Origin of the sequence: Sphingopyxis sp. LC81, from assembly GCF_000756375.1 — a bacterium.
In the GTDB taxonomy this organism is placed as follows: Bacteria; Pseudomonadota; Alphaproteobacteria; order Sphingomonadales; family Sphingomonadaceae; genus Sphingopyxis.
Window position 1 is genome coordinate 64,590 of sequence record NZ_JNFD01000007.1, and the last position, 17,089, is coordinate 81,678.

The window sequence follows — 17,089 nt, forward strand, 5'->3', positions numbered from 1 at the left end:
ATGCTGACCGCAGGCGCCTTCGTCATCGCATTGGCGCTCTCGGCGCCCGCGCACGCCGGCGGCTCGTCGATGCCATGGGAGGCGCCGCTCCAGTCGATCCTCGAAAGCATCGAGGGGCCGGTCGCCAAGATCGTCGCGGTGATCATCATCATCGTGACGGGTCTCAGCCTTGCCTTCGGCGATACGTCGGGCGGCTTCCGGCGGCTGGTCCAAATCGTGTTCGGCCTGTCGATCGCTTTCGCCGCCTCGAGCTTCTTCCTCTCCTTCTTTTCCTTCGGCGGCGGAGCGCTCGTCTGATGGGCCGGGAAGGGGAGGTGCCGGGCTATTTCGCGCCGGTCCACCGGGCGCTGGCCGAACCGATCCTGCTCGGCGGCGCGCCGCGCAGCCTCGCAATCCTCAACGGCACGCTCGCGGGCGCCGTGGGCCTCGGCCTCCGCCTCTGGATCGTCGGTCTCGCGATATGGGCGATCGGCCACGCCCTCGCGGTCTGGGCTGCCCGCCGCGACCCGCAGTTCGCCGACGTCGCCCGCCGTCACCTCAAATATCCCGTCTGGATGCGCTGATGATGAACCTCTCCGAATATCGCACGAAATCCGCCCGCCTCGCCGATTTCCTCCCTTGGGTCTGCCTGGTGGCGGAGGGCGTGGTGCTGAACAAGGACGGCTCCTTCCAGCGCACGGCGCGCTTTCGCGGGCCCGACCTCGACAGCGCCACGCCCGCCGAGCTCGTCGCGGTCACGTCGCGGCTCAACAATATGCTCCGGCGGCTCGGATCGGGCTGGGCGGTGTTCGTCGAGGCACAGCGCGTGCCGGCCGTGTCCTATCCGGTCGCCGAATTCCCCGACCCCGTATCCGAGCTCGTCGATGTCGAGCGCCGCGAGCAGTTCCGCGAGGAGGGGGCGCATTTCGAGAGCTTCTATTATCTGACCCTGCTCTGGATGCCGCCCGCCGAGGAAGCCGCGCGCGCCGAGGCCTGGCTCTACGAGGGCCGATCGAAGGCCGGCGTTGATGCCAAGGAACTGCTCGCGGGTTTCGTCGATCGCACCGGGCGCATACTCCATCTCGTCGAGGGCTTCATGCCCGAGGCCGAATGGCTGGGTGACGGCGAGACGCTGACCTATCTGCACAGCTGCGTGTCGACAAAGGTCCAGCGCGTCCGCGTGCCCGAGACGCCGGCCTATCTCGATGCGCTGCTCGCCGACGAGGCGCTCGCCGGCGGCCTCGAACCCCGGCTCGGCACGTCGCATCTGCGCACGCTCACCATTACCGGCTTTCCGAGCGTCACCTTCCCCGGCCTGCTCGACGAGCTCAACCGCCTGGCCTTCGCCTATCGCTGGTCGTCGCGGGCAATCATGCTCGACAAGACCGACGCGACCAAGCTTCTGACGAAGATCCGCCGGCAATGGTTCGCCAAGCGCAAGTCGGTCGCCGCGATCCTGAAGGAGGTGATGACCAACGAGGCGTCGGTCCTGATGGACAGCGATGCGTCGAACAAGGCGGCCGACGCCGACATGGCACTGCAGGAACTCGGCGCCGACGAGGCCGGAATTGCCTATGTCACCGCGACGATTACCGTTTGGGACCGCGACCCTGGCCTGGCGGCCGAGAAGCTGCGGCTGGTCGAGAAGATCATCCAGAGCCGTGACTTCACCTGCACGGTCGAAGGCGTCAACGCGCTCGAGGCATGGTTCGGCAGCCTGCCCGGCCATGTCTATGCGAACGTCCGCCAGCCCCCTGTCTCGACCCTCAATCTCGCCCATCTGATCCCCCTCTCCGCGGTGTGGGCGGGGGCGGAACGGGACGAGCATTTCGGTGACGCCCCCTTGCTCTACGGCAAGACCGAAGGCTCGACCCCGTTCCGCTTTTCGCTTCACGTCGGCGATGTCGGGCATAGCCTCGTCGTCGGTCCGACCGGCGCCGGCAAGTCGGTGCTGCTCGCGCTGATGGCGATGCAGTTCCGCCGCTATGAAGGCAGTCAGATCTTCGCCTTCGACTATGGCGGCTCGATCCGCGCGGCGGCGCTCGCTATGGGGGGCGACTGGCAGGATCTCGGCGGCGCGCTCCATGATGCCGCCAGCGCGGGATCGGTGGCCCTGCAGCCGCTCGCGCGGATCGACGAGGCGGCAGAGCGCGCCTGGGCAGCCGACTGGCTCGCGGCGCTGCTCGCAGGCGAGGGCATCGCGGTCGATCCGGCGGCGAAAGAGCATCTCTGGTCGGCGCTGACTTCGCTCGCGACCGCGCCGGCTTCCGAGCGCACGCTGACTGGCCTCGCCGTGCTGCTCCAGTCGCAGGAGCTGAAACTCGCACTGTCGCCCTATCTGGTCGGTGGTCCCTGGGGGCGGCTGCTCGATGCCGAGGCCGAGCATCTGGGCCTCGCGCGCGTTCAGGCGCTCGAAACCGAAGGGCTGGTCGGCGCGGCCTCCGCTGCGCCGGTTCTGTCCTATCTTTTTCATCGGATCGAGGGACGGCTCGATGGCTCGCCCACCTTGATCATCATCGATGAAGGCTGGCTCGTTCTCGACAGCCCCGCCTTCGCGGCGCAACTGCGCGAATGGCTGAAGACGCTTCGCAAGAAGAATGCGAGCGTGATCTTCGCCACCCAGAGCCTCGCCGACATCGAGGGATCGAGCATCGCGCCCGCGATCATCGAAAGCTGTCCGACACGCATCTTTCTGCCCAACGAGCGCGCCGCCGAACCGCAGATCGCCCGGGTTTATGAACGGTTCGGGCTCAACGACCGGCAAATCGAAATCCTGAGCCGAGCGACCCCGAAGCGCGACTATTATTGCCAGTCGCGGCGCGGCAACCGGCTGTTCGAACTCGGGCTCGGCGATATCGCGCTCGCCTTCGCCGCCGCCTCCTCGAAAGCCGACCAGATCCGCATCGGCGAACTCGTCGCAGCCCATGGGCAGGCCCAGTTTGCGGCCGCCTGGCTCCGCCATCGCGGCCTCTTGTGGGCCGCCGATCTTCTTGGTCACCTTGAAATTGCAGCCCCCTGAAGGAGAGAATTTGATGAAACTGCCATCTTATCGCCGCGCCGCGCTGGCGGCACTGGTTGCAGCGACCATGCTGCCGCCCGCTTTGGTCGTGAGACCGGCGAGTGCCCAGGTCGGCGGCATCGTTCACGATCCGCGTAACTATTCCCAGAATATCCTGACCGCCGCGCGGACGCTCGAACAGATCAACAACCAGATCAAGCAGCTTCAGAATCAGGCGACCTCGCTCGTCAACGAGGCGCGTAACCTCGAGAGCTTGCCGGTCTCGACGTTGCAGGAGCTGCAGGGGCAGGTCGATCGCACGCGCGAGCTTCTGGGCGAAGCGCAGCGGGTCGCCTTCGACGTGGGCGACATCCAGCAAGCGTTCGACGCGCGTTACAGAGGCGCGGCACTGTCGGGGCCGCACGCCGCGATGGTCGCCAATGCCGAGGCGCGCTGGAACGACAGCGTCGGCGCCTTCCAGGACGCGATGAAGGTGCAGGCGGGGGTCGTCGCGGGCATGGACGCGACGCGCCAGTCGATCGGCACGCTGGTCACCGCAAGCCAGTCAGCGACCGGCGCGCTTCAGGCGGCGCAGGCGGGCAATCAGCTGCTCGCGCTCCAGTCGCGGCAGCTCGGCGATCTCGCCGCCGCGATCGCGGCGCAGGGCCGCGCCGAAATGCTGGGTGCCGCGCGTGCCGCCTCCGCCGAGGCCGAAGGGCGCGAACGCTTTCGCCGCTTCCGCAAAGGCAATTGAGATGGGCCGGGCGGGAAAGCTTGCGGTCGGGGCGGTGATCGGCGGCATGGCGCTGACGCTTGCGCTCGTCGCCGCGGTGGATCCGCCCGCGCCCCGGGCGTCCGCTCCCGCGCAGATATCCGGAGCGGACGCACGGCCGGGCCTTGGGGATACGCTGCGCCGCTGCCGCACCGTCACCGTCGCCGACCCCGAATGCGAGGCGGCGTGGGAGACGAAGCGGCGCCATTTCTTCGGCCAAGAGAAGGATGAGAAATGAACGATACCGGCGTTATCGACCAATTTCTGTCGGTCTTCTCGACCTATATCGACAGCGGCTTCGGTCTATTGGGAGGAGAGGTCGGCTTCCTCTCCTCGACGTTGATCGTGATCGACGTGACGATTGCCGCGCTCTTCTGGGCATGGGGGGCGGATGAGGATGTGCTTCAGCGACTCGTCAAGAAGACGCTCTACATCGGCGTCTTTGCTTTCATCATCGGCAACTTCCAGAGCCTTGCGACGATCATGCTCGAAAGCTTTGCGGGCCTCGGTCTGAAAGCGAGCGGCGGCGCCATGGCGATCGGTGACTTCATGCGCCCCGGCGTTGTTGCGGCGACCGGGCTCGATGCCGCCGAGCCCTTGCTCGATGCCAGCGCCGACCTCCTGGGACCGATCGGGCTGTTCGTGAATTTCATGCAGATTCTGATCCTGCTGGTCGCCTGGATTATCGTCGTGCTCGCCTTCTTCATCCTCGCGGTGCAGGTCTTCGTGACGATCCTCGAGTTCAAGCTGGTCACCCTTGCGGGGTTCGTTCTCATCCCTTTCGCCTTTTTCGGACGCACCGCCTTTATGGCCGAGCGGGTGCTGGGGCATATTGTTTCGTCGGGAATCAAGGTGCTCGTGCTCGCTGTCATCACCGGCATCGGGACGACGCTATTCGATCGCTTCCTGAACGCAGGTGTCGGCCCCGAACCCGACATCGAACAGGCAATGGCGATCGCGCTCGGGGCGCTCACGCTTCTGGGCCTTGGCATCTTCGGACCCAGCATCGCCAACGGCATCGTCGCAGGTGGGCCGCAGCTCGGAGCCGGCGCGGCAGCGGGAACCACCGTCGCGGCGGGTGCCACGCTGGCCGCTGGCGCCGCCGGCACGGCGCTGGCGGCTGGAGCGGCCGCCACCGCGGCGCGCGGCGCCGCTGCTGCCGGCGCACGCGGTGCCGGTGGTGCGTCGGCAGCTTACACCGCCGGAGCGGCCGGAAAGAGCGGGGCTGCGGCGGTTGGATCGGGCCTGGCCAATGTCGCGCGCTCCGCCGCAGGCGGTATCGCGTCGCCGCTCCGCAGCGCCGCTGCCAAGGTCCGGGCCGATTTCGAGGCTGGCCGCGATGGCGGCGCCGGCGGCACGACGACCCCGAGGCCCGCCGACGGACCGCCCGCTTGGGCCGCGGCCATGCGCCGCCGCCAGACGATGACGCACGGCGCGACGATCGGCACACAGACCCTGAAGGGCGGCGACAGCCATGGCGCCGGTTCGGCTCCCGACATCAGCGAAAAGGACTGATCGATCATGTTCAAAAGGCCCTCCAATCATTATGGCCGCGCGCCCGAGCCGGTCACGCCCTACCAGCGCGCGAAGCAGGAGTGGGACGACCGGATCGGATCGGCGCGCGTCCAGGCGAAGAACTGGCGGCTCGCCTTTTTCGGCTGCCTTGTGATGTCGGGCGGGCTGGCCGGCGGCCTCGTGTGGCAGGCATCGCGCGGCACGATCACGCCCTGGGTCGTCGAGGTCGACAAGCTCGGCGAAGCGCGCGCCGTGGCGGCCGCCGACGGCGACTATCGGCCAACCGATCCGCAGGTCGCGTTCCATCTCGCCCGTTTCATCGAGCATGTCCGCGGCATTCCCGCCGATCCCGTCGTGCTGCGCGCCGACTGGCTTAGCGCCTATGATTTTGCGAGCGCGACCGGGGCGCAGGCGCTCAATGACTATGCGCGCACCAACGATCCCTTCGCAGAGGTTGGCAAAGTGCAGGTTGCGGTCGACGTCTCCAGCGTCATCCGCGCCTCGAAAGACAGCTTTCGCATCGCCTGGACCGAGCGGCGCTATCAGGACGGAAGCCTGATCGAGCGCTCGCGCTGGTCGGCAATCGTGACGGTCACGATCCAGCCGCCGCGCACCCCCGATGCGCTCCGCAAGAACCCGCTCGGGCTCTTTGTCACCGCTTTCAACTGGTCGAAGGAACTCAGCCAATGACGCGATATCATCCGCTCCCGCTCGCATTGGGAGCCATGCTCTCCCTGCTCGCATCGCCCGCTGGGGCGGGCGAGCCGGCAGATCCTCGCCAGCGCGTCGGCCGCGCCAATGCCGAGGCCCGCGTCCAACCCGACCGGCAAGGCTACCGGAACGCGATCCAGCAATATGCCTGGGCCGAAGGGGCGCTGTTTCAGGTGTATTCGGCGCCCGGGCAGGTCACCGACATCGTGTTGCAGGAAGGCGAACAACTCGTCGGCCCCGGACCTGTCGCGTCGGGCGACACGGTGCGCTGGATCATCGGCGATACGGTGAGCGGCGCTGGCGCCCGGCGGCGCGTGCATGTTCTCGTCAAGCCGACCCGCTCGGACATCATGACCAATCTCATCATCAACACCGATCGGCGTACCTATCATGTCGAACTTCGCGCGACCCCAGCGGCCTATATGGCATCGGTATCCTGGACTTACCCCGCCGATGAGCTGATCGCCTTGCAGGCCGCCGAAGCCGAGGCGGCGCGCATCGCCCCCGTTGCCGGGGCGATCGACCTCGCCGCCCTCAACTTTCGCTATCGTATCACGGGCGACACGCCCGCGTGGCGGCCGGTGCGCGCCTTCGACGACACGCGCCAGCTCTTCATCGAGTTCGGCGAAGATATCGCCACGGGCGATATGCCGCCCTTGTTCGTGCTTGGCGCCGCTGGCGAGGCCGAGTTGGTCAACTACCGTGTGCAGGGCCGCTATATGATCGTCGACCGGCTGTTCGAGCGCGGGGAGCTTCGCCTCGGTGCCGGGAAGCGGGCACGCGTCGTCCGGATCGAGCGCGAGATGGCGCGCCGCCGGGGGCGGTCGTGACGGGTTCCGCGGAACAAGCGGCGCTTTCGGCCGAAATGCAGGGCGAGGGCGAACGCGCGGCCTCGCCGCAGGATGGCGATGCCTTCCGGCTGCGCGGGGAGCCGCCACGCGTCATGCGCCTGTCGCGCAAGACACTGGCGATCATCGGCGCTCTGGGCGGCATCGCGATCGGTGGAGCCCTGCTTTTTGCCCTGCAGCCCGCAGCGCCGAAGCCGCACGAAAATCTCTATTCCACCGGCCAGGCAAACAAGGCCGAGGTCGTCACCGGCGCGCCCGCCGACTATGACAAGGTTGCGAAACTCGGGCCGCCGCTGCCCGGCGATCTTGGACGGCCCATCCTGGCAGCGCAGCGCGATGGCGAAAGCGTCCCGGTGCCGTCCGTCGGCAATAGCCCAGCGGGCGGGCGGATGCCCGCCGACGAGGCGCGTGAACGGGCGCGGCAAGAACGCGAGGCGGCGACAGCGAGCCGGCTCTTTCTCGGCGGTGGATCCGCGAACGGGACGGGCGCCGACGTTCTGCGCGGAGCCCTCGACCTGCCGGCGCCGAGCGCGCCCGCTCCCGAAGGCGGTCCGCAAACGCCGGCGACCGCACGGCGCGCCTTTCTCGCCAGCGGTCCCGGCCGGTCCTTCGAAAGCGCCGAGCGCGCCCGGCCACCATCCTCGCCCAATATCCTGCAGGCCGGGAGCGTCATCCCGGCCGCGTTGATCACCGGCATCCGGTCGGACCTGCCCGGCCAGGTGACTGCACAGGTCACCCAGAATGTCTATGACAGTCCGACCGGGCGCATCCTGCTCATTCCGCAAGGCGCGCGGCTGGTCGGCGAGTATGACAGCGAGATTTCCGCGGGACAGGAAAGGGTGTTGCTCGCCTGGGACCGCCTGATCCTTCCGGGCGGCCGCTCGATTCGCCTCGATCGTCAGCCTGGCGCCGATGCGGGCGGCATGGCCGGTCTGTCCGATCGCACCGATCAGCACTGGGGTTCGATGCTGCGCGCCGCGCTCATCTCGACGCTCCTCGGCGTCGGCGCCGAGCTTGGCACGAATGACAACGACGCTTTGGTACGGGCGCTTCGCGATGGTTCGCAGGATACGATCAACCAGTCGGGACGGCGCCTCGTCGAGCGACAGATGAATGTGCCGCCGACCCTCACGATCCGCCCGGGGTTTGCGCTGCGCGTTGTCGTGACGCGTGACTTGATCCTCGGGCCCGAGGAGAGTGGCCGATGAGCAAGCTCAGGCTCGGCCCGGTCGCCGACGACAAACCGGTGAAGCTCGCCATCGAATTGCCCGGCGCACTTTACCGGGAATTGGTCACCTATGCCGAAGTGCATGCGAAGACGACGGGGCTCGGCGAACCTTTGCCGCCCGAAAAGATCGCGGTCCCCATGATCGAGCGCTTTATTGCGACCGATCGCGGGTTCGCGGCCGAGCGGCGTCGGCGCTGATCACATCGGTTCACCTTCTTTCGGCAGGTGTAGGTGATCTATGGCTGTGAGCTGACCGAGCCGAATGCGCGCGGCTGCGTCCCCGAAATCCTGCGCGATGCCGGGTTTCGCAACGTCGACGAAGTCCGGACGATTCCGACCCCGACGGGCTCAATTTCGCTGTACCGGGCGCGTCGCTAGGCCGAAGCCGGCTGTTGGTCATGGGTCCGGTATGGCCTTTGGCCATTTGTCGGATCTGCTCAGCAAGATTGCGCGCGATTTTCGAACCCATCCCCTTCAGGAAGAGGGCGCGGTTGACGAACAGCCGCGCCCTCACCAGTTTCGCGAAGAGGTGCCTGCCTCCGAGTGCCGACATGTGCGTCAGGCTTCGGCTGATCGCGCCCGCCACATAGTCGGGTCCGGCAGAGCCTCCTTCCTCATGGCTGTTCGAGTGCGCTATCCTCGATCCTTTCGTCCTTCTGTGCACGCTTGTCTCCATAACGCGCATAGAGGGTCGGAAGCGCGAACAGTGTGAGCAACGTGGCCGAAATCAGTCCGCCGATCACCACCGTCGCCAGCGGCTTCTGCACTTCGGCCCCGGCGCCGGTCGCGAGCGCCATCGGCACGAAGCCAAGGCTCGCGACGAGCGCGGTCATCACCACCGGGCGCAGGCGCATGAGCGCGCCTTGCCGGGCAGCTTCCGCCCGCTCCATGCCCGATCGCATCAGTTCCTGGATCGACGACACCATCACGAGGCCATTGAGAACCGCGATGCCCGACAGGGCGATGAAGCCGACCGCGGCCGAGATGGAGAAGTCCATACCGCGGAGGAACAGGGCCAGCACGCCGCCGATGAGCGCGAGCGGCACTCCCGTGAACACGATCGCCGCGTCACGCGATGACCGGAGCGCGCCGTAGAGCAGCAGCAGGATCAGCACAAAACAGGCCGGGACGACGAGCTGGAGCCGATCGCGCGCCGAGGCCAGGTTCTGGAACTGTCCGCCCCATTCAAGATAGCTTCCTGCGGGAAGCCGGACATCTTTCGCTATCCCAGCCTTGGCATCCGCAACCACATCGGAGATCGCGCGGCCGCGCACATTGGCCTGCACCACCACGCGCCGTTTGCCGTTCTCGCGGCTGATCTGGTTCGGGCCGTCGACGATGCGAATATCGGCGACGCTCGCGAGGGGAACAAATGCCCCGCCCGCGACCGGAACCTGCACCTGTTCGAGGACCGACAGGTCGGAGCGCTGCGCTTCCGAAAGCCGAATGACCACCGGGAAACGCCGGTCACCCTCGAAAATCGTCCCGGCCTCGCGGCCGCCGATCGTCGCGGTGACGACATCCTGCACATCCTGCGCCGTCACCCCGAGGCGCGCCATCGCATCGCGGTTGGCGCGAATGTCGAGCATCGAGAGGCCTTCGGTCTCTTCGACACGGACATCGCTGGCACCCTCGGTTTTCCGCAGGATCGCGGCGACCCGCTCGGCGGTCCTGTTCATGGCGTCGAAGTCGTCGCCATAGACCTTGATCGCAATGTCGCCGCGCACCCCTGCGATCAGCTCGTTGAAGCGCATCTGGATCGGCTGGGTGATTTCATAGGCGTTGCCCGGAAATTTGTTCAGCTCCTTTTCCAGCCGTTCGACGAGTTCGGCTTTGGGGAGACTTGGGTCGGGCCACTCCTTCCGGGGTTTGAGGATCACGAAATTGTCGGTCGCGCTCGGCGGCATCGGATCGGACGCGAGATCGGCCGTCCCGGTCTTCGAGAAGGCGATCGCGACCTCGGGCTGCTTCGAGAGCATCCGTTCGATCGGCACCTGCATCGCCTGGCTTTGCTCGACCGACGTCGAGGGAACGCGGAACGCCTGGATGAGGAGGTCGCCTTCATCGAGCTGCGGCAGGAACACCTGGCCCAGCGAAAGAAAGGCGAGGATCGCGACGACGAACCCGCCGATCCCGGCGCCGAGCGTCAGCTTTGGCCTGCTCATCGCCCGGTCGAGACCGGGTTCGTAGCGCTGCTTGAGCCAGCTCATGATCCGGCCCTCCTTCTCCTCGACCCGCTTCGACAGCCAGATGGCGATCGCGGCAGGCACGAAGGTGAGCGAGAGGATGAAGGCGAAGGCCAGCGCGATGATGACGGTGAGCGCCATCGGGATGAAGGTCTTGCCCTCGACCCCGCTCAGCGTGAGCAAAGGGACATAGACGAGAATGATGATCGCTTGGCCATAGACCGAGGGACGTACCATCTCGCGGGCCGCCGACGCGACGGTCGCCAAGCGCTCCGGAACGGTTAGAATGCGGCCGTGGCGATGCTGCAGGTCAGCCATGCGGCGGAGCGCGTTCTCGACGATGATCACGGCGCCGTCGACAATAAGGCCGAAGTCGAGGGCCCCGAGGCTCATCAGGTTCGCAGACACGCCCGCGCGGAGCATCCCGAAACTGGTGAGCAGCATCGTGATCGGGATGACGAGCGCCGCGATCAGCGCGGCGCGGAAATTCCCGAGCAGCAGGAACAGCACGACGATGACGAGCAGCGCGCCTTCGGTGAGATTCTTGCCGACCGTCCAGATCGTCGAGTTGACGAGTCTTGTACGGTCGAGCGCCGGTTCGATGACGACATCGGGCGGCAGCGAGGCGTTGACCTCCTGCAGTCGGTCGGCAACCGCGGTCGCGACGGTTCGGCTGTTGCCGCCGATGCGCATGACGGCAGTCCCGACGATGACTTCGGTTCCCGCTTCGGACGCCGACCCCATCCGCACGGCCTGACCGGTGCGGACCGCTGCGACCTGGTCGAGCGTGATCGGCACACCCGAACGGGTCGCGACGACGATGCGCGAGAGTTCGGCGGTATCGCGGACCAGCGCATCCGACCGGACCGCGAGCCCTTCACCGTTGCGCTCGACCACCCCGCCGCCGACCGCCGTGTTGTTGCGTTCGAGGGCTTCGGCGAGATCGGTAAGGCTGAGATCGAGCGCGGCGAGGCGCTGAACATCGGGAATCACGAGATATTGCTTGGCATAACCGCCGATCGAATCGACGCCGGCCACGCCCGGAACGGTCCGGATTAGAGGCGAGACGATCCAGTCCTGTGTCGTGCGCAAGAAGGTCGCCTTGTCGGCTTCGGAAACGAGCCGCTCGCCTTCGGGCGTCACATAGCTGCCATCGGGCTGAAGGCCAGGTTCGCCGGCTTTATGCGCATCGTCTTTCCGCTGCGCGATCCTCACCGTCCACATATAGACGTCGCCGAGGCCCGTCGCGATCGGCCCCATCTCGGGGCGGACTCCGTCGGGTATATTCTCGGCGGCTGCCGTCAGTCGCTCACCGACCTGCGCCCTCGCGAAATAGATATCGGTCGAGTCATCGAAAACAGCGGTGATTTGCGCGAAGCCGTTGCGGCTCAGCGAACGTGTATGGTCGAGGCCGGGGATTCCGGCGAGCGCGGTCTCGATCGGGAAGGCGACCTGCTTCTCGACGAGTTCGGGCGATAGCGCGGGTGCGCGGACGTTGATCTGGATCTGGTTGTTGGTGATGTCGGGAACCGCATCGATGGGCAAGCGCGACAGCGCGCTGGCCCCGATGATGGCGGCAATGGCGGTGAGCAGGACGACAAGCCAGCGCTTCTCGACCGCCCAGGTGACGATACGGGCGATCATGGCTTAATCCTCATCCGCGGCTTCGCTCTTGCCGATCTCGGCCTTGAGCACATAGCTGTTGGCGATAGCGATCTGCTCGGTGCCTTTGAGCCCCGAGCGGACGATCACATTGGCGCCGGCACGGTCGCCGAGAACGACCGGGACGGCCGCGAAGCCGTCCTTCGTGCGGACGAACACGACGCTCTTGCCGTCGACCGTCTGGATCGCCGTTGAGGGCACACTGATCGATGAGTCGCCGCTGCCTCCCGCCAGCGTGACCGAAGCGGTGACCGCTTCGCCGACGCGCCATTGGCCGGCGCGATTGTCGAGGAGGGCGATGGCGGGCACCAGCCTTGTCACCGGATCGAGCGCCGGCGAGACGAAACTGATCCTGCCGGTGGCTTGCCGGCCCGGTGCGCTCACCGATACGGATGCACCGGGGCGGATGCGTCCTGCATCGGCGGGCTGAAGGTTGAGCGACAGCGAAACGCTCGACAGATTGGCGATGCGGTAGAGTTCGGCGTCAGCTGGCACCGTCTGGCCGAGCACAACACTGCGCGCGATCACCTGGCCCGAGATCGGCGCGGCGATGGCGATGCGATTGAGCTGGCCGCCGCCGCCGCCCGCTGCCGACACCTGTTGCTGCGCAAGCTGATAGGCGATGCGGGCTTCGGTCGCGGCGGTGCGCGCCGCGATCACATCCTGCTCGGGCGAGACGCGCTGCGCGAACAGTCGCTCTTCGCGGGCGAGATTGGAATTGGCGAGCGTAAGCCGCGCTCGCGATGCCTGCACCTCGCCCTGGAGCTGCGCTGCCTCGCGGCTTTCGATGATCGCGAGCGTCTGGCCGCGCCCGACGCTCTGCCCGAGGTTGCGGTTGAGCGCGACGACCCGCCCGCCGATCGCGGCCGACACCGCCTGCGTGCCCTGCGGATCGCCTTCGATCGTGGCGGGAAGCTGAAGCGCGCCGGCGCTACCGATAGCCGGACGTCCGAGTATGATGCCAGCCACTTTGATCTGTTCGTTGGTGAGCGCGATGCCGCCGCCCTCGGCTTTGCCGCCCTCTTCTTCGCCATTTTCTTCGGCGGGCTTGGCTTTCTCGCCGCCGCCGCAAGCAGCAAGGAAGAGTGGCAGGGCAGCGGCGAGCAGCAACTTCCGGTTGAGTTGAAATGTCATGGGGTCAATTTCCTTCGAGGGGCGCGGGAGCCGTGAGGCGTTCCAACCGGGCCTTGGCGAGTTGGTAGGAGACGAGCGCTTCGATCGACGCCGAGCGCATGTCCGTCAGCGTCCGTTCGGCGTCGAGCAGTTCGAGTTGGCCGAATTTGCCTTCGCGGTAACCAATGCGCGCGATGCGCGCGGCTTCCATCGCCGACGAGAGCGCGGGGCCGCTGGCAACACGCGCCGCAGCCGCGGCGTTTGCGGCCTCGACTTCGGCATCGCCGATCTGCTGTTCGACGTCGAGCGCGGTAACGCGGCGCTGCGCGTCGGCGCGCCGCCGCTCGGCATTCGCCTGATCGACCGCGGCGCGCCCGTTGTTGAACAGCGGCAGCGGCAGCGAGACGCTGAATACGGCGGCGACATCATTGGTCGCCTCGAGCCGCCGCACGCCGGGTCCGACCGTGAGGTCGGGCGCGCGCTGGGAACGAGCCAGTCTTACGCCCGCATCCGCAGTCGCAAGATCGGCGTCGGCGGCTGCCAGGGCCAGCGTGCCCGCCGCCGAGATCGGACGCGGCGGGCCCATCATACTTCCGCCAGGTCCGCCCAATATGGCGATGTCGAGCGAGCCGGAAATCTGGCGACCAATGCGGCGCGCGAGATTTGCGCGGGCCGCGGCGGCGAGCCGGCGCGCCTTGTCGACCTCCGCTTCGGCGGTCAGGCGCGCGACTTCGGCGCGTTCCTGTTCGAGCGGAGAGGCACGCCCCGCCTGGACGCGAATGGTTGCCGCACGCGCAGTGTCGCCCGCGATACGAAACTGGTCCTCGGCGATCGCCACCCGCACGTCGGCAGCCGAAGCCTGGACATAGAGTTCGGTCACCTGCAGGCGAATATCGGCCTGTGCGATCGCTTGCGCGATTTGCGCGCGGTGTGTTGCTGCGTTAGCCACGGCGATCCGGGCTTGGCGCTTTCCGCCGAGTTCTATCGGAATGGCAACGCTCGCCGTCACGTCGGCGCCGTTCACGCCATTATATGGCCCGGTGCCGACGAAGTTCTCGACTTCGACGCTGAGTGCCGGATTGGGCCGAAGCCCAGCCACGCGGCGCGCGGCGCTCGCAGCTTCGACCTCTGCTGCCGCGACGTCCGCCGCTGGCGCGCTGCCGCCCGCGAGGGCCACCGCATCCTCGAGCGTCAGCAGCGATCCCGATACCTGCCGGACTTCCGGCTCTTTTTCCTGCGCCTGCGCTATGGCAACGCAAGATGTGGCTGCCACCAAGGCAGCAACGATCCTGTACATAAGTTCATCCTCAATTGAGCCGAAAGGCCGCCGCGCAGTTGCGGCGTGTCGCAAAGCGTCTCAGGCGAGGGGGGGATCGAGAAGGGGAGCCAGTACGCGCGAAGGCCGCTCGACGACCGGCGCTGAAAACAGCGGTCCGCGGGCCATCGCCAGTGGAGCTTCGCTGGCCGTTGGATACTGATCCGGAGCCATGGAACAATGATGATGGCCGCTATGGGCAAATTTCTTGGCCGGCCCGTGATGCTCCTGTCGCCCTTCGTCCCGGTCGACGAAAGTTCTGGTGTCGCGATCGACATGGCTAGCCGATGCAGGCTCGCAGAACTGCAGGCTGCAAAGCAGTACGCCCACAATCACCAGCATTCGCATTATCGCTCCAGACATCGGCGCCCCCATTCGATCCTGTTCCTACTTGTCGTCAGAGGAAATTGCAGCGGCAAGGTCGGGCGGAACCGGCATCGGCTTGAACGCGCTGACTCGCGCCCGTCCCGTATTCCCCGAAGGCAATCTGCCCGTAAGCGATCCTAGCGGAACCAGCGCAAGCCGATACATTTGACCTGCTGCCTCGCGCCAGTCGCGGAGGGCCAGTGCGAATTGGGCCATTTGCCAGTGGGCTGCCAGATGCGGGCCGAAGAAGGGCTGAGCGATAATATGCGCTCGTTCCAGCGCACACCATGCGGCGATATCATCTGCCGATTGCCTGGCACCGCGATACCGTTCCATTTCGATGGCAATCAGCTTCGTCGCATGCCGCCGCTCCGCTGCTCCCATCGAAACCTCCCCTGAAAGAGCGTCGTCGCGACGTGCCGCGACCATGAGCGCTCCGCTCCCGCTACTATCCATGCGCGGTCTCGTTCCGCCGCTGCTGCCTGCCATTATATCGATAGCCGAGCCAAAGAATCGCAAGCACCAGAAGTTGGAGAAGCAATGGCTCAAGTGCGGGGAAAATCCCGAGGGCGGGGAAGCGTGGGAAATGGGCGAGCGGCGTGATGCCGAGAAGCCCGGCCTCTTGCAAGGCACCCGCTCCCTTTCCGGCGAGAACGACCGCAAGGATTGCGATGAGCGCCGAACTATAGGCAAAAAACGTCCCGATCGGCAAAGTGCGGCTGTAGCGCAGCATCGCCCAGGTAATCACCGCGAGAATTGCCAGCGCCGTCCCGGCGCCGGCGGCGATTGCGCTGCCGCTGCCTTGCGCGGACAGCGCTGTGAAAAAGAGGATGGTCTCGAAGACTTCACGATAAACGACGAGAAAGGCGAGGCCGAACAGGAACCACGCCGAGCGGCGGGACAGAGCCTTGCCCATTGCTTCGCGAATATAGCGCTGCCAGTTCGCCGCATTCGACTTGCCGTGCATCCAGATGCCGACCCAGACAAGCACCACGGCGGCGAACAAGGAACCGAAACCTTCGGTCAGTTCGCGGTTCGCGCCGCTGACCGATACCGCATAGGTCGCGATGGCCCAGGTCGCTCCGCCCGCGGCCAGGGCGGTGATCCAGCCGCCATGGACATAAGCGAGGACTTCGGGACGTTCGGACTTTCGCAGGAAAGCGATCATGGCCACCACGATCAGCACCGCTTCGAGACCTTCGCGCAGAAGGATGGTCAGGGCTCCGACAAACGTCGATGCATCGCTGGCGGCATCAGGAGAAAGCGCCGTCTCGGCGTCGGCGAAGAGGGTCTCGACAACGGCGGCCTTGTCCGCGACGTTTTCGACCGGCAAGCCGCGCCCGATGGAGACGCGATAATCGGCCATGGCCGTTTCTATGCGCGCCATCAGCGCCGAATTGCGCGTTGTCAGAATCGGTTCGACCGGCTCGAAACCGTCGAGATAGGCGGAAAGCGCCAAGCGCTCGGCTTCGCTGCGATTTCCGCTGCGATATGCGGCGAGGCTTTGCGCTAACTTGTCGCGCGCGATGGCAAGCGATGACGGTGCGGCTGCGGTCAGCGCCTTGGGAGCGGCACGCAAATAGGCGGTGATCGCATCGGCCTTCTCGCGGCCGACTTTGCGACCAAGGGCCTCGGGACTGAGGCTGGTAAAGGCTTGCAGGCTGGAGATATGTTCGCGCGCGGACGGATCGCGGCTCCAGATGCGCTCGCCATCAGCAACATGTTGAAAAGCAAAGCCGCCGACATACGCCGCCACCGCCCAACGGTCGTCCGAAGGCAAATGGGCGAAACTGGGCATCGAAGTGCCCTCAAGCCCTTGGCCTATGACCTGATAGAGTGCGAACAGGCTGCGCTTGCGGGCGCGCTCCGCGTCGGTGAAATCGATCGGTGCCGGATCAAGCCCCTTCGCTTGGGGACCATTGCCGTCGCCGCGCGCGCCATGGCAGCTCGCGCAATTTTCCCGATATATCTGTGCGCCGCGGCGGGGATCGGGTGCGGCTTTGGGTGCCAAAGGCACTGGATAAGCGGCGAGCAAATCGGTCGCGAGGCTGCGGGCTTGCCCCGCCACTTTGCCGGAATCCGACTTCGAAGCGATCGCCGCTTCGAGCTGTCCGGCCTCGGCAATGAGACGTGCACGCGCCGAGGTCGCCGGCAGCGCCGCGATTCCCTTACGAACGGTGGCCGAAAACTCGGTCATTTCGGCATATTCGACCGCACTCGCGATCTGGCCGTTCGCAACGGCGCCCGAATAATCGACGGCGACATAATCCAGCAGTCGCCAGATGGTCTGAACCTCTTCGGCATCGCTGCGAGCCTGCGCCGCTTGCGCGGCGAAGCTGCCGATAGCGGCAAGCAGGATCCAGAAGAAGCGAAAGCGGCGGGCGGGCGACATGGAT

The 17,089-nt window shown here is 66.4% G+C and carries 17 protein-coding genes; 11 read left to right on the forward strand and 6 right to left on the reverse strand.

The features are described from left to right. The 11 genes from FG91_RS04360 to FG91_RS21965 are packed head-to-tail and all read left to right on the forward strand — an operon-like array spanning position 1 to position 8,429. A complete protein-coding gene (locus tag FG91_RS04360; protein ID WP_235211949.1) occupies positions 1-297 on the forward strand; it encodes a TrbC/VirB2 family protein in 297 nt (98 codons plus the stop codon). After that, positions 297-563, forward strand: a complete 267-nt coding sequence (locus FG91_RS04365; RefSeq protein WP_037512454.1) for a VirB3 family type IV secretion system protein — start codon at positions 297-299, stop codon at positions 561-563. Before FG91_RS04360 ends, FG91_RS04365 begins: the two co-directional genes overlap by 1 nt. Continuing rightward, positions 563-2,998 carry a conjugal transfer protein TrbE gene (gene trbE / locus FG91_RS04370; protein WP_037512456.1) on the forward strand — a complete coding sequence of 812 codons (2,436 nt, stop codon included), beginning with the start codon at positions 563-565 and terminating at the stop codon, positions 2,996-2,998. The genes FG91_RS04365 and trbE overlap by 1 nt, the downstream gene beginning before the upstream one ends. A gap of 13 nt (positions 2,999-3,011) precedes the next feature. Next, positions 3,012-3,731, forward strand: coding sequence for a P-type conjugative transfer protein TrbJ (gene trbJ, locus FG91_RS04375; protein WP_037512458.1), 720 nt, complete (start codon positions 3,012-3,014; stop codon positions 3,729-3,731). A gap of 1 nt (position 3,732) precedes the next feature. Then, positions 3,733-3,987, forward strand: coding sequence for a putative entry exclusion protein TrbK-alt (trbK-alt, locus tag FG91_RS04380; protein WP_037512460.1), 255 nt, complete (start codon positions 3,733-3,735; stop codon positions 3,985-3,987). Further along, positions 3,984-5,264: a P-type conjugative transfer protein TrbL gene (gene trbL / locus FG91_RS04385; protein ID WP_037512462.1), complete on the forward strand. Its 1,281-nt coding sequence runs from the start codon at positions 3,984-3,986 to the stop codon at positions 5,262-5,264. The genes trbK-alt and trbL overlap by 4 nt, the downstream gene beginning before the upstream one ends. Before the next feature lie 6 nt (positions 5,265-5,270). Beyond that, positions 5,271-5,954, forward strand: a complete 684-nt coding sequence (gene trbF / locus FG91_RS04390; protein WP_037512464.1) for a conjugal transfer protein TrbF — start codon at positions 5,271-5,273, stop codon at positions 5,952-5,954. A gap of 35 nt (positions 5,955-5,989) precedes the next feature. Next, entirely contained in the window at positions 5,990-6,805 is an 816-nt protein-coding gene (gene trbG / locus FG91_RS04395) for a P-type conjugative transfer protein TrbG (protein ID WP_235211950.1), read from the forward strand. Positions 6,806-6,840: 35 nt separating this feature from the next. Further along, entirely contained in the window at positions 6,841-8,031 is a 1,191-nt protein-coding gene (locus FG91_RS04400) for a TrbI/VirB10 family protein (RefSeq protein ID WP_037512801.1), read from the forward strand. Continuing rightward, entirely contained in the window at positions 8,028-8,249 is a 222-nt protein-coding gene (locus FG91_RS04405; RefSeq protein WP_037512466.1) for a DUF2274 domain-containing protein, read from the forward strand. Before FG91_RS04400 ends, FG91_RS04405 begins: the two co-directional genes overlap by 4 nt. Before the next feature lie 33 nt (positions 8,250-8,282). Next, positions 8,283-8,429: a hypothetical protein gene (locus FG91_RS21965; RefSeq protein WP_161785624.1), complete on the forward strand. Its 147-nt coding sequence runs from the start codon at positions 8,283-8,285 to the stop codon at positions 8,427-8,429. A gap of 236 nt (positions 8,430-8,665) precedes the next feature. Here the strand turns inward: FG91_RS21965 and FG91_RS04410 are convergent, their stop codons facing one another. Genes FG91_RS04410 through FG91_RS04430 form a run of 6 tightly spaced genes read right to left on the reverse strand, consistent with a single transcriptional unit; the run spans position 8,666 to position 17,085 of the window. Continuing rightward, positions 8,666-11,881 (reverse strand): efflux RND transporter permease subunit, encoded by a 3,216-nt coding sequence (locus tag FG91_RS04410; RefSeq protein ID WP_037512468.1) that lies wholly within the window; start codon positions 11,879-11,881, stop codon positions 8,666-8,668. Positions 11,882-11,884: 3 nt separating this feature from the next. Next, complete coding sequence (locus tag FG91_RS04415) at positions 11,885-13,033, reverse strand: efflux RND transporter periplasmic adaptor subunit (RefSeq protein WP_037512470.1); 1,149 nt, start codon at positions 13,031-13,033, stop codon at positions 11,885-11,887. Between the two features lie 4 nt (positions 13,034-13,037). Next, a complete protein-coding gene (locus tag FG91_RS04420; RefSeq protein WP_037512472.1) occupies positions 13,038-14,309 on the reverse strand; it encodes a TolC family protein in 1,272 nt (423 codons plus the stop codon). Between the two features lie 60 nt (positions 14,310-14,369). After that, positions 14,370-14,675 carry a hypothetical protein gene (locus FG91_RS21645; protein WP_152567998.1) on the reverse strand — a complete coding sequence of 102 codons (306 nt, stop codon included), beginning with the start codon at positions 14,673-14,675 and terminating at the stop codon, positions 14,370-14,372. A 39-nt stretch (positions 14,676-14,714) separates the two neighbouring features. Next, on the reverse strand, positions 14,715-15,122 hold the full coding sequence (locus FG91_RS04425; protein ID WP_235211939.1) for a DUF3703 domain-containing protein: 408 nt from the start codon (positions 15,120-15,122) through the stop codon (positions 14,715-14,717). 19 nt (positions 15,123-15,141) lie between these two features. After that, complete coding sequence (locus FG91_RS04430; RefSeq protein ID WP_052187305.1) at positions 15,142-17,085, reverse strand: cytochrome c/FTR1 family iron permease; 1,944 nt, start codon at positions 17,083-17,085, stop codon at positions 15,142-15,144. Positions 17,086-17,089 lie beyond the last annotated feature (4 nt).